General features: G+C 69.7%; 16 protein-coding genes and 1 riboswitch. Of the genes, 1 reads left to right on the forward strand and 15 read right to left on the reverse strand.

Annotated elements, in window-relative coordinates; genetic code table 11:
- Positions 1-183 precede the first annotated feature (183 nt).
- Complete coding sequence (locus tag OG714_RS09375) at positions 184-1,131, reverse strand: peptidoglycan DD-metalloendopeptidase family protein (protein WP_406119863.1); 948 nt, start codon at positions 1,129-1,131, stop codon at positions 184-186.
- A gap of 4 nt (positions 1,132-1,135) precedes the next feature.
- A riboswitch (cyclic di-AMP (ydaO/yuaA leader) is annotated at positions 1,136-1,298 on the reverse strand.
- Between the two features lie 303 nt (positions 1,299-1,601).
- Positions 1,602-3,674 carry an alpha-galactosidase gene (locus tag OG714_RS09380; protein ID WP_406119864.1) on the reverse strand — a complete coding sequence of 691 codons (2,073 nt, stop codon included), beginning with the start codon at positions 3,672-3,674 and terminating at the stop codon, positions 1,602-1,604.
- 170 nt (positions 3,675-3,844) lie between these two features.
- Between OG714_RS09380 and OG714_RS09385 the strand changes: the two genes are divergently transcribed.
- On the forward strand, positions 3,845-4,642 hold the full coding sequence (locus OG714_RS09385) for a tyrosine-protein phosphatase (protein WP_406119865.1): 798 nt from the start codon (positions 3,845-3,847) through the stop codon (positions 4,640-4,642).
- Between the two features lie 18 nt (positions 4,643-4,660).
- Here OG714_RS09385 and OG714_RS09390 read toward each other — a convergent pair whose 3' ends face one another.
- From OG714_RS09390 to hpnC, 13 genes are all read right to left on the reverse strand, one after another.
- The gene (locus OG714_RS09390; protein ID WP_406119866.1) at positions 4,661-4,786 is read right to left on the reverse strand and encodes a DUF6126 family protein; all 126 of its coding nucleotides are present in this window, start codon (positions 4,784-4,786) and stop codon (positions 4,661-4,663) included.
- Positions 4,783-5,415, reverse strand: coding sequence for a helix-turn-helix domain-containing protein (locus tag OG714_RS09395; protein WP_406119867.1), 633 nt, complete (start codon positions 5,413-5,415; stop codon positions 4,783-4,785). Before OG714_RS09395 ends, OG714_RS09390 begins: the two co-directional genes overlap by 4 nt.
- Before the next feature lie 74 nt (positions 5,416-5,489).
- Positions 5,490-6,875 (reverse strand): aspartate aminotransferase family protein, encoded by a 1,386-nt coding sequence (locus tag OG714_RS09400; protein WP_406119868.1) that lies wholly within the window; start codon positions 6,873-6,875, stop codon positions 5,490-5,492.
- A complete protein-coding gene (gene dxs / locus OG714_RS09405) occupies positions 6,872-8,779 on the reverse strand; it encodes a 1-deoxy-D-xylulose-5-phosphate synthase (protein ID WP_406119869.1) in 1,908 nt (635 codons plus the stop codon). The genes OG714_RS09400 and dxs overlap by 4 nt, the downstream gene beginning before the upstream one ends.
- Positions 8,780-8,806: 27 nt before the next feature.
- A complete protein-coding gene (gene ispG / locus OG714_RS09410; protein WP_406119870.1) occupies positions 8,807-9,964 on the reverse strand; it encodes a flavodoxin-dependent (E)-4-hydroxy-3-methylbut-2-enyl-diphosphate synthase in 1,158 nt (385 codons plus the stop codon).
- A gap of 4 nt (positions 9,965-9,968) precedes the next feature.
- Positions 9,969-10,991, reverse strand: coding sequence for an adenosyl-hopene transferase HpnH (gene hpnH, locus OG714_RS09415; RefSeq protein WP_033281750.1), 1,023 nt, complete (start codon positions 10,989-10,991; stop codon positions 9,969-9,971).
- A gap of 5 nt (positions 10,992-10,996) precedes the next feature.
- Positions 10,997-11,638 (reverse strand): 1-hydroxy-2-methyl-2-butenyl 4-diphosphate reductase, encoded by a 642-nt coding sequence (locus OG714_RS09420; RefSeq protein WP_406119871.1) that lies wholly within the window; start codon positions 11,636-11,638, stop codon positions 10,997-10,999.
- On the reverse strand, positions 11,638-13,644 hold the full coding sequence (gene shc / locus OG714_RS09425; protein WP_406119872.1) for a squalene--hopene cyclase: 2,007 nt from the start codon (positions 13,642-13,644) through the stop codon (positions 11,638-11,640). Before shc ends, OG714_RS09420 begins: the two co-directional genes overlap by 1 nt.
- Before the next feature lie 112 nt (positions 13,645-13,756).
- Positions 13,757-14,884 (reverse strand): polyprenyl synthetase family protein, encoded by a 1,128-nt coding sequence (locus tag OG714_RS09430; RefSeq protein ID WP_406119873.1) that lies wholly within the window; start codon positions 14,882-14,884, stop codon positions 13,757-13,759.
- Positions 14,884-16,314, reverse strand: a complete 1,431-nt coding sequence (hpnE, locus tag OG714_RS09435; RefSeq protein ID WP_406119874.1) for a hydroxysqualene dehydroxylase HpnE — start codon at positions 16,312-16,314, stop codon at positions 14,884-14,886. Before hpnE ends, OG714_RS09430 begins: the two co-directional genes overlap by 1 nt.
- Positions 16,311-16,433 carry a DUF6380 family protein gene (locus tag OG714_RS09440; RefSeq protein WP_406119875.1) on the reverse strand — a complete coding sequence of 41 codons (123 nt, stop codon included), beginning with the start codon at positions 16,431-16,433 and terminating at the stop codon, positions 16,311-16,313. The genes hpnE and OG714_RS09440 overlap by 4 nt, the downstream gene beginning before the upstream one ends.
- Complete coding sequence (gene hpnD / locus OG714_RS09445; RefSeq protein WP_406119876.1) at positions 16,433-17,383, reverse strand: presqualene diphosphate synthase HpnD; 951 nt, start codon at positions 17,381-17,383, stop codon at positions 16,433-16,435. The genes OG714_RS09440 and hpnD overlap by 1 nt, the downstream gene beginning before the upstream one ends.
- Positions 17,380-18,282, reverse strand: coding sequence for a squalene synthase HpnC (gene hpnC / locus OG714_RS09450; RefSeq protein ID WP_406119877.1), 903 nt, complete (start codon positions 18,280-18,282; stop codon positions 17,380-17,382). The genes hpnD and hpnC overlap by 4 nt, the downstream gene beginning before the upstream one ends.
- Positions 18,283-18,654: the final 372 nt, after the last annotated feature.

An 18,654-nucleotide genomic window follows, 5' to 3' on the forward strand; every position in this document is an offset into this window, starting at 1 on the left:
TGACCTACGCGATCGTAATAAGGGGTTGACGGACGGTGAGATAAGCCACTTGTAAAGTGTTGTCCAAAGTCGGAATAAGCCTCTGATCAGGGGCGTTGACCCCCCAACTGCTATGCCCGAAGGCCGGACCCGAGGATCTGGGTCCGGCCTTCGATGGCGCGAGGCAGGCGTCGGGGCCTGGTGTCAGCCGACGGTGACGCCGTGCGAGCGGAGGTAGGCGACCGGGTCCACGTCCGAGCCGTAGTACGGCGTGGTCCTGATCTCGAAGTGGAGGTGCGGGCCGGTCACGTTGCCGGTCGCGCCGGAGAGGCCTATCTGCTGGCCCTCGGTCACGGTCTGGCCGGCCGAGACGGACAGCTGCGACATGTGGGCGTACTGCGAGTACTCGCCGTCCGCGTGCCGGATGACGACCTCGTTGCCGTACGCGCCGTCGTAGGCCGCCGAGACGACCGTGCCCGCCGCTATGGCCTTGATGGTGGTGCCGGTCGGGACGACGAAGTCGACGCCGGTGTGGTAGCCGCTGGACCACATGCTGCCCGCGACGTGGTAGCCGGTGCCGATGGTGGCACCGGTCACGGGGAGGGTGTAGCCGCTGGAGGTGCTGGTGCTGTCGTCGCTCTGCGAGGCCGATGTGCTCTTCGAGGAGGAAGACGAAGAGGACGAGGAAGTCGAAGAGCCGGACGACTTGGACGAGTTGGACGACTTGGTCGTGTCCGTCCCGCTCGTCCCGCCCGTCGTGGCCTTCTCGCCGAGGGAGAGCTTCAGGCCCGGGTGGATCAGCGACGGGTCACTGCCGATGACCTCGCGGTTGTCCTGGTAGATCTTCTTCCAGCCACCGGTGACGTCCTGCTGCTCGGCGATCTTCGCGAGCCAGTCGCCGGCCTTCACCGAATACGTCTTGACGCCCGAGGCCTTCGAGACGGTCTTCGCGGCGGCCTGCTCCGTGACCGTCTTCTCGGTCGCCGGAACGGACTGAACCGCCTTTTCCGGAGCGGAAGTCGTGGTCGCGGCATGGGCGCCGGTGGCCCCCATGAGCGGAAGGGCGAGTGCGGCGCCGCCGGTTCCGGCTACGGCCATCGAGCGAGAGAGACGCTGGGACTTCGGGCGGCGGTGCTTACCCTTCGCGGGCATGACGAATTCCTCTCCGGCGCCTGCGAGGTGAGCTGTCGGGTGCGGGCTGGAGATGCCCGGCCGCGCGCTGGTCGCGGCTAAACCCCAAGCCCGTTCCGGAGACCGGAACAGGCGTCTTACCTGTGGGTCCCCCGCTCCTGCCGCATACGGGTGGGTGTGTGCGGAGTCCGGTCGGCGGCAGGATTGGGCGTCCGTCCGGATTGGTGGCGAACGTAAGCGAGGAAGACGCAAAGGGACAAGCAGGAGGTTCCACGGATTTGCGTTCCTTGCGACTCCCTGTGGGAATTCACAGTCACCCTCCGTGAATTCCCACCGGACTCAACCCCTCAATTCCCCTGTAAGAGCACGTCAATTACGTGCACATGACGAACGACGCACGGTCACGAATATGACGCTGCTCACGTACGCAACTCTCAGGTTCCTTTATTCCAGAGCGAGTTGGCACGAAGGCTGCAATTAGGACAGAGGGATCAGATGCGACGCAGGCGGAGAACCGTCGCATCAAGGTCACCTTGCAGCCCCGTCCGCAGCCCGTGGTGCAACAGGACGGCACCCCGGTGGACTTCGCCCGTTTCGAGGCATTCGTACGACACTGTCGGGTCGAGTCCGCGCAGCCGGAGCGCAGGCAGCGGCTCACCGTAGTGCTGCGCCTGGAGCAGGGCGAGGACGACGGTCTCGTCGCCGCGCACGTACTGCACGGCGCTCAGGCCGCCGCGCGGCGGGCGCAGCCGGTGGAGGTCGCCGTGCTGGACGAGCGGCCGGATCTCCTTGTAGAGGTCGACCCATCGGCGGGCCTCGGCGAGTTCCTCCTCGGTCCACTCCGAGAGGTCGCCGCCCACCCCGAGGACTCCGGCCATGGCGCTCACGAACCGGAAACGCAGGCTGCTGACCCGGTTGTTGAGCTGGGTGTTCGGGCTGTCGGTGACCCACGCGGCCATCACGCGCGCGGGGTGGATCTGGCTGAAGCCGTGCTGGATGGCGAGCCGGTCGAGCGGGTCGGTGTTGTCCGAGGTCCACACCTGGTCCGTGCGGCTCATGATGCCGAGGTCGATCCGGCCGCCGCCGCCCGAGCAGGACTCGAAGGCCACGCCCGGGTGGGCCGCCCGCAACCGGTCGAACAGGGCATACAGGGCGCGCACATGGTCGACCCAGAGGCGCTGCGGATAGGCGTCACCCGGCCACCCGGCATCCGTGAAGCAGCGGTTGAAGTCCCACTTCACGTAGTCGATGGGGGCACTGGAGAGCAGCCCGTCGAGCTGCTCCCAGAGGTACTCCTGGACATCCTCGCGGGCCAGGTTCAGAACGAGCTGATTGCGGAACTCCGTCCGCTTTCGCCCCTCTTGGTACTGCACCCAGTCGGGGTGCGCGCGGTACAGGTCGCTGTCCGGGTTGATCATCTCGGGCTCGACCCAGATGCCGAACTGCATGCCCAGCGCGTGGACACGGTCGGCGAGCGGCTTGAGGCCGGCGGGGAAGCGGTCCGGGTTGGGGGTCCAGTCACCGAGCCCGGCACGGTCGCTGGTGCGCTTCCCGAACCAGCCGTCGTCGACCACGAACAGCTCGACCCCGACCGCCGCCGCACGCCGCGCGAGCGTCTCCTGCTGCTCCTCGGAGATGTCGAACTGCGTGGCCTCCCAGGAGTTGTAGAGCACCGGCCGGTCCTGGTCCGCGTCCGGGATGACGTACGTCCGCTGGTACGCGTGCCAGGTGCGGCTGGCGCCGCCGAACCCGGCGTCGCTCCACAGTCCAGCGAAGACGGGGGTCGTGAAGGACTCCCCCGGCGCGAGGAGCAGCAGCCCGGAGTCGTCGTACCCGGCGCCGCCGCCGATCTGCACGCGCGCGTCCGGGAGTTGGGCCACGGCGATCCGCCAGGACCCCGACCAGCCGAGGGCACAGCCGTAGACCTCGCCGCGCTCCTCGGTCGCGTCGGTGTCGAGGGCGACCCAGGGCAGGTGCTGGTGCCCGGTGTGGCCGCGCCGGCTGCCGATGACCTTCTCACCGTAGGTGAGGTCGGAACGCACCAGCCGCGACTCGGCGGCCCACCGCCCGTGCAACTGCGACAGCCGCCACCCCTCGCGCTCGGGCAGCGTCCACACGGCGGAGTCGGCACGCAGCAGCTCCAGGGCCTCGCCCCCGTCGTTGTCGAGGCTGGTCCAGCGCTCTACGACGTCGCCGCGCATCCGGTAGTGCAGCGTGATCGCGAGGCCGGTGTCCCGGAAGCGCAGCCGCAGTTCGTCGCCCTCGGTGTCGTACCGCTCGAAGGCCCATTCCGTGCCGCGGCGCTCGGGCGTGCGCACGGACAGCGCGGGGCGTGCGAAGCGGGGGCCGCCCTCGACGGGGTACTCCTCGCGGCCGTCGAGCGGGGACTCGAAGGAGGAGCCGCCGGGCAGCGGGCGGGCGGCGAGTTCCTCGGCGTCGGCGAGTGCGATCGCGGGGCCCCAGTGCAGGTGGAGCAGTTCGTCGTCCTCGGTGAGATGGACGGCGTAGCTGCTCGTGGGGCCCGACAGCACCCACGTACGGCCGTTCTCGGCGATCTCCAGCATCAGGTTCCTCACAGATTCGAACAAGTCCGTTCAAGCGCCAACATCATCAATGGCAGGAGGCCTGCGAGGCAACGCCTGTGGACAACTCATTGCCTCTCGAACCCATGTCGTATCGTCGTGAACGTGCCCGCCGGTGAGCCGCGTCGTCGGGCCGAGTGGGAGGAGTCCTCGTGACGCAGCAGATTCCGTCGACCGAGCCGGAGTTGTCCGGAGTGCGCAATTTCCGGGACGTGGGCGGACTTCCGACGGCGGACGGACGGCGGGTGCGGCACGGGGTGCTGTTCCGCAGCGGCCACCTCGCGCACGCGACCGAGGAGGACGCCGCGTTCCTCGACTCGCTGGGCCTGCACACGATCTTCGACTTCCGCAACGCGTCGGACCAGAAGCTGGAGGGTCCCGACGTCGAGCTGCCCGGCGTGCGCAACGTGAATCTGCCGCTGTCCGACCCGGCGGACGGCTCCGAGTTCTGGAAGATGGTCCGCGACGGCGAGATGGACCAGCTGCGCGAGATCCTCGGCGGCGACAAGGGCGCGAACCGGATGATCGCCTCGTACCGCACGATCGTCACGGACCGCACCGCCGAGCACTCCCAGGTGCTGCGCGCACTCGCGGAGGACAGTGTCCCCGCGCTGATGCACTGCGCGGCGGGCAAGGACCGCGCGGGCCTGTCGATAGCCGTGACACTGCTCGCCCTGGGCGTGGAGCGCGAGGCGATCGTCACCGACTACCTGGAGTCGAACGCGAAGCACCGCCGCTACAAGGTGCGCCGCAGCGGCTCCGCCGCCTCGGCCTACTCCCCCGAGGTGATGGAGCTCCTCAGCCCCCTGTTCGACGCCCGCGCCGAGTATCTGACGGCGGCCTTCGAGACCGCCGAGGAGACCTGGGGCAGCGTGGACGCCTATCTGGAGCGGGGACTGGGGATCACCCCCGCGATCCGGGAGCGGCTGCGCGAGCGCCTGCTCGACTGAACTCGCGGCTGTGGCGGGCTACTTGGCGCCCACGGAGAACAGCAGGTAGATGAAGGCCGCGAAGACGTGGCCGACGGCGATGTAGATGAGGAGCCGTACCCACAGCGCGCGCGGGAACTTGTCCTCGATGTTGTTGCCGCTCATGACGTCTCTCCGGTGATCGGGCCCAGGCACAGGGTGGCCGTGGGGCTCTGCAGCAGGGTGTGGACGAACAGGACCTCGACGCCGTCCTCGTCGGCGGCGGCGAGGCGGTGCGGGGTGAGCGAGTCGAAGTGCGCGCTGTCGCCCGGCGCGAGGAGGTGCGCGGTGTCCCCGAGGCGCAGGCGCAGCCGGCCCTTGAGGACGTAGAGCCACTCCTCGCCGGGGTGCACGCGCACGATGTCGCCCTGGGAGCCGTGCGGGATGCGGACGCGCAGCGACTGCATGCCCCGGCCGGGGGCGCCGGCCTGCCAGTACGTCCAGCCGCCCGCCCCGGTCGGTTCCATGTCGGCGGCGCGGACGACGGCGTCCCGGTCGGTGGCCGTCTCGCCGAGCAGATCCGAGACTGTCGTACCGTAGATGCGGGCGAGCGCGAGCAGCATCGGCAGCGAGGGCTGGCGCAGCCCGGTCTCCAGACGGGAGAGATGGGCGGGCGAGAGTCCGGCCGAGCGGGCGGCGACCTCCAGGGTGAGGGAGGCGCGGCGGCGCAGGGCGCGGAGCTGTGGTGCGACGGTGGCCGGCAGGTCTTCGACCGGCCCGGCCGACGGTTCCGGCTCGGTCTCGGGAGAGCTCATGCTCTCCATTCAGCCGCAGGATTGCCTCTGCGGCAAATTTCTTGCCACAGAGGCAAAAACCTCGTCCTGGCGGCTCAGCGGTTGGCCACCGCCTGCTTCACGAGCGTCTTGCTGAAGTCCCACATCAGCCCGCCGCCGCTGTGCGCGTCGTCCATCACGGCCGTGAAGGCGTCCACGAACCGGTCCACCTCACGCTCACCGACGGTCAGCGGCGGGATCAGCTTGATGACCTCCAGATGGTCGCCGGAGACCTGGGTGAGGATCCGGTGCCGCTGGAGCAGCGGTACGACCACCATCTGCGCGAACAGGCCCTTGCGCGCGGCCTGCAGCATCGCCCAACGGCTGCGCAGTTTCAGCGACTTGGGCCTGCCGAACTCGATGCCGATCATCAGGCCCCGGCCGCGCACGTCGGCGAGCAGCTCGTACTTGTCGACCAGCGCGGCGAGCCGGGACCTCAACTGGTCCCCGGTGGCACGGGCGTTGGCGACGATCTGCTCGTTCTCCATGACCGACAGCACGGCGAGGCCCGCCGCCATGGCCTGCGCGTTGGACCCGAAGCTCGCCGAGTGGACCAGCACACGGTCCATGGACGAGTAGACCTTCTTGAAGATCCAGTCCTTGCCGAGGGTGGCGCCGACCGGCACATACCCCCCGGACAGCGCCTTGGCCACGCACACCAGGTCCGGCTCCACGCCCTCCTCGTGCTGGTAGGCGTAGAAGTCACCGGTGCGCCCGAGGCCGGTCTGCACCTCGTCGGCGATGAGCAACGCCTTGTGCTGGTGCAGGAGTTCCTGCGCGGCGCGCAGATAGCCGGGCGGCGCCTCGTGGACGCCCTTGCCCTGGATCGGTTCGACGACGAGGGCGGCGACGTCACCCTTCTTCAACTCCCGTGCCAGGGCGTCGAGATCGCCGAGCGGTACGGCCGTGTCCGGCAGCAGCGGGGCGAAGCCGTCCCGGAAGCCGTCCTCGCCGTTGACCGAGAGCGAGCCGGTGGTCAGGCCGTGGAAGGCGTGGTCGCAGTACAGGACCCGGGGTTTCCCGGTGGCGTAGCGGGCGAACTTGAGCGCGGTCTCGACCGCCTCCGTGCCGCTGTTGCCGAAGAACACCCGGTCCAGGTGCGGGCTGTGGGTGAGGAGTCGCTCGGCGAGCAGGCCGGGCAGCGGCTGGCAGTCGAAGCGGGTGAGGTCGGCGAGCTGGGCGTCGAGGACGTCGTGCAGCGCCTTGCGGACGACGGGGTGGTGGCGGCCCAGGCCCATCACCCCGAACCCGGCGAGCATGTCCAGGTAGTCGTTGCCGTCCGCGTCCCAGAAGTAGGCGCCCTCGCCCCGCTCGTAGACCTTGTCGAAGCCGATGGTGTGCAGCATGCGCGGGAGCTGGTGGTTCAGGTACTTGGCGTGCAGCTCGTAGCGCTCGGCTCCGCGCTCGGCCAGCAGCGCGGTGAGGTCGAACTCCTTGGTCATTCGGGTTTCTCCTTGGCTGTGCCGGCGTTCGCGTCCTTGACCGCCAGGCTTGCGCTGATCCGTCCGGCGACCTCGACGGGCGTGAGGCCGATGTCGGCGAGCACCTCGCCGCGTTTGGCGTGCGCGAGGAACTGCTCCGGGATGCCGAACCGCCGTACGGGGACGTCGACTTCGGCGTCACCCAGAGCCAGCGCCACGGCGGCGCCGACGCCGGACGCCCGGCTGTTGTCCTCGACGACGGCTACGAGGCGGTGCTCGGCGGCGAGGCCGGGCAGCGCCGGGTCGACGGGTTTGACCCAACGGGGGTCCACGACCGTGCAGTTGATGCCGCGCGCTTCGAGGAGTTCGGCGGCCTGGAGGCAGACGGGCGCCATCACTCCTACGGCGACGAGCAGTACCTCGGGTGCCTCCGCACCCCGGTGCAGGACGTCGAGGCCGCCCACGCGGTCGATCGCCGGGATCTCCGGTCCGACCGACTCCTTCGGGAAGCGGACGAGGGTCGGCGCGTCGTCGACGGCGACCGCTTCCCGTAGCTGGGCCCGGAGTTGGTCGGCGTCGCGCGGCGCGGCGATGCGAAGGCCCGGCACGACCTGGAGGATGGACATGTCCCACATGCCGTTGTGTGACGCTCCGTCAACTCCGGTCACCCCGGCGCGGTCCAGGACGAACGTCACCCCGCAGCGGTGCAACGCCACGTCCATCAGCAGTTGGTCGAAGGCTCGGTTGAGGAACGTGGCGTAGATGGCGACGACGGGATGCAGACCGCCGGTCGCCAGACCTGCCGCCGATACGGCCGCGTGCTGCTCGGCGATGCCCACGTCCCACACCCGGTCGGGGAACTTCGCGGCGAACTTGCCGAGGCCGACCGGGTGCAGCATGGCGGCCGTGATGGCCACGATGTCGTCGCGTTCCTCCCCGATGCGCAGGATCTCGTCGCCGAACACGCTGGTCCAGGAGGGGCCGTTGGAGGGTACGAGGGGTGCGCAGGTGAGCGGGTCCATCACGCCGACGGTGTGGAAGTGGTCCTCCTCGTGGGCGAGGGCGGGTTCGTAGCCGCGCCCCTTCTCCGTGAGGCAGTGGACGAGGACCGGGCCGTGGAAGCGTTTCGCGCGGCGCAGCGCGGACTCGACGGCGCCGATGTCGTGTCCGTCGATCGGGCCGACGTACTTCAGGCCCAGGTCCTCGAACATGCCCTGCGGGGCGAACGCGTCCTTGAAGCCCTTCTTCGCGCCGTGCAGCGACTCGTAGACGGTGTTGCCGATGACCGGGGTGCGCAGCAGGACGTCCTTGCCCCAGGCGAGGACCTTCTCGTAGCTGTCGGTCGTGCGCAGGGTCGCCAGGTGGTTGGCGAGGCCGCCGATGGTGGGCGAGTAGGAGCGCTCGTTGTCGTTGACGACGATGATCAGCGGCCGGTCCTTCGCGGCGGCGATGTTGTTCAGCGCCTCCCACGCCATACCGCCGGTCAGCGCGCCGTCGCCGATGACCGCGACGACATGGCCCTTCTCGCCCTGCACCTGGCGGGCCTTGGCGAGGCCGTCCGCCCAGCCGAGCGCGGTGGAGGCGTGGCTGTTCTCGATGACGTCGTGCTCGGACTCGTCCCGCGAGGGGTAGCCGGACAGGCCCCCCTTGCTGCGCAACTTCGAGAAGTCCTGACGGCCCGTCAAGATCTTGTGGACGTAGCTCTGGTGGCCGGTGTCCCACAGGATGCGGTCAGTTGGAGACTCGAAGACCCGGTGGAGCGCGATGGTCAGTTCCACCACACCCAGGTTGGGCCCGAGGTGTCCGCCGGTCCTGGCCACCGCATGGACCAGGAACTCCCTTATCTCTTCGGACAGTTCGCCGAGTTCCGCCTCGGACAGCGACTTCAGGTCGCGTGGTTGCCGGATGCTCTCCAGAATCGTCACGTCGGGCCCCCTTCGGTCCGTGCTGTTTCAGCTCACGGTGACGGCCGGTTCCCCCGCCGCGACGCCGTCCTGCTCCATCTGTTCGGCGATCTTCATCGCCTCCTCGATGAGGGTCTCCACGATCTTCGACTCGGGGACGGTCTTGATGACCTCGCCCTTGACGAAGATCTGCCCCTTCCCGTTGCCGGAGGCGACCCCCAGGTCCGCCTCCCGTGCCTCGCCGGGTCCGTTGACGACGCAGCCCATGACCGCGACGCGCAACGGCACCTCCATGCCCTCGAGCCCGGCCGTGACCTCGTCGGCGAGCTTGTAGACGTCCACCTGGGCGCGCCCGCAGGACGGGCACGACACGATCTCCAGCCGGCGGGGCTTGAGGTTCAGCGACTCCAGGATCTGGAGGCCGACCTTGACCTCCTCCACCGGCGGGGCGGACAGCGACACCCGGATCGTGTCGCCGATGCCCTCGCTGAGCAGCGCCCCGAAGGCGACCGCCGACTTGATCGTGCCCTGGAACGCGGGCCCGGCCTCGGTGACCCCGAGGTGCAGCGGATAGTCGCTCTGCGCGGCGAGTTGCCGGTAGGCGTTGACCATCACCACGGGGTCGTTGTGCTTCACGGAGATCTTGATGTCGCTGAAGCCGTGCTCCTCGAAGAGCGACGCCTCCCACAGGGCCGACTCGACGAGCGCCTCGGGCGTCGCCTTGCCGTACTTCTGGAGCAGACGCCGGTCCAGGGAACCGGCGTTGACCCCGATGCGGATCGGCGTGCCGTGGTCCTTCGCGGCCCGCGCGATCTCCTTGACCTTGTCGTCGAACTGCTTGATGTTGCCGGGATTGACGCGAACTGCCGCGCACCCGGCCTCGATCGCGGCGAACACGTACTTGGGCTGAAAGTGGATGTCCGCGATCACCGGGATCTGCGACTTGCGCGCGATGGTCGCCAGCGCGTCCGCGTCGTCCTGCGTGGGGCAGGCGACGCGGACGATCTGGCAGCCGGACGCGGTGAGTTCGGCGATCTGCTGGAGGGTGGCGCCGATGTCCGACGTACGCGTCGTGGTCATCGACTGGACCGAGACGGGGGCCCCGCCCCCGACCGCCACCGATCCGACCTGGATGCGTCGCGACACACGTCGCTCGGCGATCGGCCGGACCGGCATCTCGGGGACGCCCAGGGCTACAGCGGTCATGACGTCAGTCGCGGTTTCCGGCGACGGTCTCGCGCATGGCCCGCAGGGACTCCTTGAGGGAGCCCATGGTGGCGAGGACGGCGGTGGGCTCGTAGCCGCAGTGCGCCATGCAGTTGGCGCAGCGCGGGTCCTTGCCGCGGCCGTACTTGTCCCAGTCGGTGTCCTCGATCAGCTCCCGGTACGTGGGCACGTACCCGTCGCTCATCAGATAGCAGGGGCGCTGCCAGCCGAAGAGCGAGTAGTTCGGGATCGCCCAGGCCGTGCACGGGAAGTCGACCTTGCCCTCCAGGAAGTCCAGGAAGAGCGGGGAGTGGTTGAGCCGCCACTTCCTGCGGTTGCCGCCCGCGAAGGCCTTCTTGAACAGCTCGTGGGTCTGCGCGACACCCAGGAAGTGCTCCTGGTCGGGCGCCTTCTCGTAGGCGTAGGCGGGCGAGATCATCATCTCGTCGACCTTGATGTCGTCGTTGAGGAAGTTCAGGACCTCGATGATGGTCTGCGGGGTGTCGGTGTTGAAGAAGGTGGAGTTGGTGGTGACCCGGAAGCCGCGTTTCTTGGCCTCCTTCATCGCCTCCACCGCCTCGTCGAACACACCCTCCTTCGCGACGGACTCGTCGTGCCGCTCGCGCAGCCCGTCGATGTGCACCGCGAACGCGAAGTATGGCGAGGGCGTGAACTTGTCGAGCTTCTTGCGCAGCAGCATCGCGTTGGTGCAGAGGAAGACGTACTTCTTCTTCGCCACCAACTGCCGCACGATCTCGTCGATCTGAGGGTGCATCAGGGGCTCGCCGCCCGCGATGGACACCATCGGCGCACCGGACTCGAGCACCGCCCCGACGGCCTGCGCCACCGGCATGCGCTGCTTGAGCACGCCCGCCGGGTGCTGGATCTTGCCGCAGCCCTCGCACTTCAGGTTGCACGCGAAGAGCGGTTCCAGCTCCACGATCAGGGGGAACTTGTCCCGCTTGCGGAGCTTCTGTTCAGCCAAGTAGGTAGCGACCTTGATTGTCTGGCGCAGCGGCATGGCCATCTGGCTCACCTCCGGGGGAGCAGCAAAGAACGGTGCCATTCGAAAAAAGCGGGAAGAACGGATCGAAGAACGCGGAAAGCTGATATTCCACCGCGCACCGTGCCGATCCGGACGAGTTCATGTTCAGGAGCGTCCACGACCACCCGTACGGCCGCAACCGGGCGCGCGCCCGTACGCACGGCGCTCAGCAGCGTGGCCGCCGACTCCATGTCGACCGCGATTGCGCCGGTCGCGAGCAGATCCGACCGTTCCTGACCGCGGACGATGTGATCGGAGCCGGTCAGGGGGCCGGTGTGGACGGTGCGTCCGGGCAGGGCCCGCACCAGTTCCTTGACGAGCAGCTCGGTGCCGACGCACGGAACGGTTCCGCGCGCCTGTCTGGTCTCCTCGGCGACCACCAGGTCACCGGGGTGCATGCCGGGGGCGAGTCCGGCGCAGAAGCCCGTGGCCAGTACGGCGGCCCCGTCCAGCGCCGGGTCGGCGAGGCGCCGGGTGACGGCCTCCTCGGCCGCCTGGGGCCCCATCCCCGTCCTGAGGAAGGTGACCGGCCCGCCGGCGCCGGAGCGGTCGCCCGCGCGCAGGGCGAGGTGCTCGATGCCGAGCGCGCAGGCGATCAGCAGCGGCGGTCCGGCGGGCTGCGGGCTCATCAGCCCCCCTTGGCCGGGGAGAAGGGCGTCTGGGAGAACGGTTCTCCATGCACGAAGCGCCCGAGCGCGGTGAGCGGGAAAACCTGCCGGTAGAGGTGGTAGTTGATGGAGAAGTCCCACGGGAACCCCGTGCCGGTGAAGTAGGGCTCGTCCCAGGACCCGTCCTCCCGCTGGGTCGCCGCGAGCCACTCGATACCGCGTTCCACGGCTTTGGAGTCGCGCTCCCCCGCCGCGAGCAGGGCCATCAGGGCCCAGGCAGTCTGCGAGGCGGTGGAGGCGCCCCGGCCGCTCCATTCCTTGGCGTACTTGTAGGAGCGCAGGTCCTCGCCCCAGCCGCCGTCGTCGTTCTGCACGGTCTCCAGCCAGGTGACCGCCCGCCGGATCGCCGGATGCGAGCCGGGGATCCCGGCCGCGGCGAGCGCCGGTACGACGGACCCGGTGCCGTATACGTAGTTGACGCCCCAGCGGCCGAACCACGAGCCGTCCGGCTCCTGTTCGGCGAGCAGCCACTCGATGCCGCGCCGGGTGCGCGGGTCGTGGGCGAGGCCCTCGACGGCGAGCATCTCGACGACGTGCGCGGTGACGTCCGCCGACGGCGGGTCGATGACCTCGCCGAAGTCGCAGAACGGCAGCCGGTTGGGGAACGGGCTGGTGTTGTCGACGTCGAAGGCGCCCCAACCGCCGTTCTTGGACTGCATTCCGAGGTTCCAGCGGACCGCGCGTCCGGCGGCCCGGTCGAGTCGTTCCGGGTCGTGATGTCTGACCCGGCGCAGCGCGAGCACGACCTCGGCGGTGTCGTCGATGTCGGGGTAGTTGTCGTTGTGGAACTCGAACGCCCAGCCGCCGGGCGGCAGTTGGGGCCGTTTGACCGCCCAGTCGCCAGGGCGGACGATCTCCTCCCCGAGCATCCAGTCGGCCGCCTTGACCAGTTGGGGGTGGTCGGCGGGCACGCCCGCATCGGCGAGTGCGATGGTCGCGAGGCAGGTGTCCCACACCGGGGACTGGCAGGCCTCGATCATCCGGGCCCCGTCCTCGCGCCAGACCGCGAACCGGTCAAGCGACTCAAGTCCCGCGCGCATCACGGGGTGTTCGAGGTCGTAGCCGAGCAGGTGCAGGGCGATCACCGAGTACACGGCCGGCGGCTGGATGCCGCCCCAGCAGCCGTCGTTCTCCTGCCGCTCGATGATCCAGCGCGCGGCCGATTTCATGGCCGCCCCGCGCAGCTTGCGCGGCGCGATTTTGCGGTAGAGGTGCAGCGCCTTGTCGAGCCGCTGGAAGGCACCGTCCCAACTCGCCACCGGGGCAAGGGGCTTGACCGGGTTCGGGTTGTCCGCGTCGGTGTGCAGTTCGTCGAGCGGGAAGGGCGCGGGACGTACCGGCCGCTTCGCGGAGACGACGGTGAGCGGCACGATGGTCTGCCGGGCCCAGCATCCGAAGTCGTAGATGTTGAGCGGTACCCAGGTGGGGAAGTATAGGAGTTCCGGCGGGAGTTCGGGCAGGTCGTCCCACTTCCACCAGCCGAACAGCGCGAGCCAGATCCGGGTGAAGACCCGGGCCGAGGCGATCCCGCCCCGCTCGCGGACCCACGCGGACGCCTTCGCCATGTGCGGGGCGTCCGGCGCGTCCCCGGCCAGCCGGAGGGCGACGTACGCCTCGATGGTGGTGGAGAGTTCACCGGGTCCGCCGTAGAAGCTCGCCCAGGTGCCGTCCTCGCGCTGCTCGCCGCGGATGAAGAGTGCGGCGGCCTGCGTCGTCGACTCGTCCCGGATGCCCAGGAACTGACGGAGCAGCAGATCCTCGGCGTCCATCGTGACGTTCGTCTCGAGGTCGCCCTTCCACCAGCCCTGGGCGTCCTGCTGCGAGAGGAGGAAGTCGGTGGCGCGTTGTACGGCGAGTGCGGCGGCGTCGTGCACCCCGGCCGCCACGGGGGTGTTGATGTCGGTTTCGCTGGCCGCGGCAACACGGGGAGGCATGGCCCCGGTGCTTCCGTCGGTCGTCGCTGTCATGGCTTCCCCTTCGTGCAGTGGCATGTCTCTGCTGTGGGTCCGCCGTCGGCCGGTACTCGTTCGTTCGCAGCACCGGCCGGCGACTACGCGAGGGCTATTCGACCGATAGTGATCATCTCTTTCGTACGACGACGAAGTCGGCGAGCGCCGTGAACTGCGCCCGAACCCGGTCGGGCATGTCGATGGCGTCGAGGACCTCGATGGCGATGGTGTGCTGACGGCGTGCCTCTTCGGCGGTCCACTCGCGGCCGCCGGCCTCCTCGATGAGCGCGGCGCGGGCCGCGAACTCCGCCTCGGAGAAGTTCTCGAAGTCGCTGCTCTTGGCGTCGGCGGCGAGGATCTCGCCGAGCCGCTCGGATGCGGGTCCGCCCGCCGCGAGCGCCGCCACCACGGGCAGGGACTTCTTGCGCTGGCGCAGATCGCTCCAGGTCTGCTTCCCGGTGGCCTCCGGGTCGCCCCAGATGCCGAGGAGGTCGTCGACGGCCTGGAAGGCCAGGCCGAGGTGGTAGCCGTACTTCTCCAGGACGTCGGCGGTGCGGTCGTCCGCGCCGCCGAGCACGGCCCCGATGGAGGAGGCGCAGGCGAGCAGGGCGCCGGTCTTGTTGCCCTCCATCTCCAGGCACTCCTCGACGCTGACGCGGTCGCGGTGCTCGTAGGAGATGTCCTGCGCCTGGCCGTCGATGAGGGCGCGGGTCGCGGTGGTGAGGCGGCGGGTGGCGCGGCCGGCCTCGACGGTGCCGAGCTCCAGCAGCACCTCGTTGGCCAGCGCGAACAGGGCGTCGCCGACGAGGATGGCCTGGGAGGGGCCGTGCACCTTCCAGACGGTGTCGCGGTGCCGGCGCTGCTCGTCGCCGTCCATCAGGTCGTCGTGCAGCAACGAGAAGTTGTGGACCAGCTCGACGGCTACGGCGCCGGGGATGCCGGTCTCGGGCGACGCGCCGGTGACCTCTGCGGAGAGCACGGCGAGCGCGGGGCGTACGGCCTTGCCGCCGTCGCCGGCCGCCGGGTTGCCCTCGGCGTCGATCCAGCCGAAGTGGTAGGCGGAGACGGTGTCCATGGGAGGAGCCAGGCGGTCCACGGCCGCCCTCAGTACCGGTGTGGCAAGGGTCCGGCCGCGCTCCAGGAGCGCGGACACGTCCACCGCGTCGGCAGCCGTCTCGGCCGGGGGCACAGTGGGCACAGTCTCTCCTCTTGTCGCGGTACCGGAGGTGCGGGGGCCTGCCGCATGCTGATCGAGCATCACGCCGCCTCCTCGAACTCGAAGAGATGACGGGGGCGGGGCCGGCCCAGGGCGGCGAGTGCGGCGTCCGCCGCGCTCACCCCACTGCGGACCGCACTCTCCATGGTCGCGGGCCACCCTGTGGCGGTCCACGATCCGGCCAGGTACAGGCCGGGGGCCTTGGTGCGGGCGCCGGGCCGCAGCCGTCCGACGCCGGGGGCGGGAGCGAACGTCGCCGTGCGCTCCCTGGTCACGAAGAAGTCCTTCACCTCGGCGCCGCGCGCACCGGGCAGCAGCCGCTCCAGCTCGGGGAGGTAGCGCTCCCGCAGCGCGGCCACGGGCGCGTCGATCTCGTCGTGCACGGCGGACTGGGACAGCGCCAGGTACTGGCCGTCCTTCAGTCCGGACGCGTCGGTCCGGTCGAACACCCACTGCACGGGGGTGCCCAGTGCCGCGAAGAAGGGCCGGGCGAGCACCTTGCGGTCGTAGACGACATGGACGTTGAGGATCGGCGAGTAGTCCATCGCCAGCAGCCGCTCGGGGGCGTCGAGCGCTCCGCCGGGCAGCAGATCGTGGGCCTCGCGCTGCGGTACGGCGAGGACGACGGCGTCGGCGTCGATGGTCTCGCCGGGAACCTGAACGCTCCAACGCCCGTTTTCGTCAGTGGAGATGGAGGTGACGCGTGTACGGACTTCGGTGCGCACGCCCGCGGAGTCGAGCGCCTTGCGGGCGAGCCGGTCGTGCAGTTCACCCAGCGGGACATGGGCCCAGCCGATGTCGGCCGCACCCGGGTCGGAGAGCAGACCGGTCTTGAACACCATCGCGGCCAGCGCCAGCGAGGAATCGCCCGCGACCGCGTTGAGGGTGGCGACCCCCACCAGGTCCCACAGTGCCTCGACGGCACGCGCCGACTGACCGTGCGCGGTCAGCCAGCTGCCGAAGTTCTGGGCGTCCAGCGCGGGGTCGGCGAGGTCGAGCCCTTTGAGGGCGAGTGCGGCACGTCCGACTTTGGCGCGCTCGGCGAACGAGAGATGCGGGTACGTCGCGAGGCTGCGCCCCAGATGCAGGGGCACGGGCAGCGGGTCGCGCCGCAGTCTCCCGAGGCGGCGTCCCTCGGGGCGGTTCACGTCGAGTACGGGCACGTCGAGACGATCCTGCAGCGGAGCCAGCGCCGCGCCCTCGATGCGGTCGAGGAACCAGCGGTAGGCGGTGCAGCAGCGCAGGTACACGTGCTGGCCGTTGTCGACGGTGAGGTCGCCGCGCTGGAAGGAGAAGGCGAGTCCCCCCAGGCGCGGGCGGCCTTCGAGCAGGGTGACGCGGACTCCGGCGTCGGCGAGCGCGAGCGCGGTGGTGATGCCGGCGAGCCCGCCGCCGACCACGACGGCATGCCGTCCGGTCCGTCCCGCCGGTTTGTCCGAGGGCAGCCCTTCGGACCGCGTCCCTCCGCTCATCGCGCACTCCCCCCTGCGTACCCGCCGTGGCAGGTCGTTGCAGTCAGGGACGCCGCTTCGCACCGGAGGGTTGCGTGCCGCATTTCTCCGGCGGCATCACCTTGGCCCACTTTGTCCATCAGGTGCGCCTCCTGAGGGTCCGCCGCGTGACGTGCCGGGCGTCCAGACCGGACAGGCCGCGCACCGCGACGTAGGCCTTCTCGCGGCCGGGCAGGGAGACGCGGCCGCGCAGGACGGCCTCCGGCTCGCGCTCGATACGGTCGAGGAGGCGGCGGTAGATGCCGGCCATGGCGGCGACACAGGCGCCGCTGCGGCGGTCGAGCATGGGCAGCAGCCGGTAGCCCTCGGCGAACAGGGTGCGGGCCCGGCGCACCTCGAAGTGCACGAGACCCGCGAAGTCGGAACCCTCCGGCGGATTCGGCCCGTCGAACCCGGCCGAGCAGCCGAATTTCGCGAGGTCGTCGGCGGGCAGATAGGTACGGCCGCCCTCGGCGTCCTCGCGGACGTCCCGCAGGATGTTGGTGAGCTGGAGCGCGAGCCCCAGCGTGTCGGCGTACTCCGAGGCGCGCTCGACACCGCGCGCCCCCGCCTCCGTCCCGAACACGCCGAGCGAGAGCCGCCCGATCGCACCCGCGACACACCGGCAGTAGACCTTCAGGTCGTCCCAGGTCTCGTAGGTCTCGCCGCGTACGTCCATCAGGACGCCGTCGATCAGTTCGTCCAGGCCGTCGAGCGGGACCGGGAAGGCCTCGGCCGTGTGCGCGAGGGCGACCGCGACCGGGTCGGTGTCGTCCTCCTCGACCTTGCCCTCGCGGACCCGGGTCAGCAGCGCCCGGGTGTCCTCCAGGCGTGCCGACTTCACGTCGGTCGGCAGTGCGCCGTCACCGATGTCGTCGACGCGCCGGGAGAACGCGTACAGCGCCGACATCGCGCGGCGCTTGGGCGTCGGCAGCAGTCTGATGCCGTACGCGAAGTTACGTGCCTGCTGTCCGGTGACGGCCTCGCAGTAGCTGTAGGCGGCGAGTACCGGTGCGGACATGTGCGGTGCAGACTCCACGCTGCGGATCACCCCTCTCCTCGCAGAGTCACGCCCACCTCACGCAGCAACTGGATCTTGCCGGGTTTGGGCGGGCCGGGAAGTACGTCGTATTCAGCGGCGACGATCGCTCGGATCGCCGCTCTTCCCCCCGCCACGAACCCCGCGAGCAGCAGCTTCAGTCTGCCGTGGACGCTACCCACCAGGGGGGCGCCTTCATTCAGGAGATCGCGGGCGCGTTCTGCTTCGTATGCAACCAGTGCGCGCACCGATGCGCCCGCGGAGGGCGTGGCGAGATCCGCTTCCTGGACGTGAAAGCGCTTCATGTCCTGGGCGGGCAGGTAGATGCGGTCGCGGCCGAGGTCCTCGGCGACGTCCTGCAGGTGTTCGACGATCTGAAGTGCGGTACAGATCGCGTCGGAGTGCCGGACCCGCTCGGGGGTCTCGGTGCCGGTGACGCCGAGGACCAGGCGGCCGACCGGGTTCGCGGACAGTTCGCAGTAGGCGACGAGATCGTCGTAGGTCTCGTAGCGCGTGACGAGCTGGTCCTGGCGGTTCGCGGCGATCAGGCCGAGGAAGGGCTCGGGGGTCAGCGCGCGGCGGCGGACGGTCGGCTGGAGGCGGCGCAGCAGGGGGTGGCCCGGGGTGCCGTCGAAGACGCGGTGCAGATCGGCCTCGAAGGCGTCGAGGAGGAGCAGGCGGTCCTCTGCGTCCGCGGGCGACACACCGAGTAGGCGGGCGTCGGCGCCGCCGGGGGCCAGGTCGCCGTCGCCGATGTCGTCGACGAGGCGGGCGAATCCGTACACCGCCATGAGATCGGTGCGCCAGGACTTGGGCAGGAAGAAAGGTGCCACGGGGAAGTTCTCACCCGCGGCCTTGTCGAGTGTGCCGCGCTCCGGATCGCCGGGGCCGGCGGGGCCGCTTCCCGTCATCGCTCACTGCCAGGGGCGGGGACGGCGCATGCTTCGGTGAGCTGGGGAGTTTCCGTAGCCATTGCCGTCACATCTCCCGTTCTACACTGCCGACCCAATACACACTATTTCGGACACGCCGCCCAGTCGTCCGCACGGTTAAACGCAGGCTTACCCGCAGGAGGGTGTCGCGCATTATCGCCCCACTTGCCGCTATTCGGCACCGGTACAGCTTACGTTGTACAACGCAGCGAGCTTCCTCGGGGTGTCCTGCACATCACAACAACACACCGATTGGCGTCAAGATTCCTTGGGCGGGGCCGAGTTGACGTTTCCTTTGCAGACGCGGAGCCCCGCCGGAACAGTTCCGGCGGGGCCCTGGGAAGCGTTCTG

Origin of the sequence: Streptomyces sp. NBC_00989 (assembly GCF_045162655.1) — a bacterium.
GTDB lineage: Bacteria > Actinomycetota > Actinomycetes > Streptomycetales > Streptomycetaceae > Streptomyces.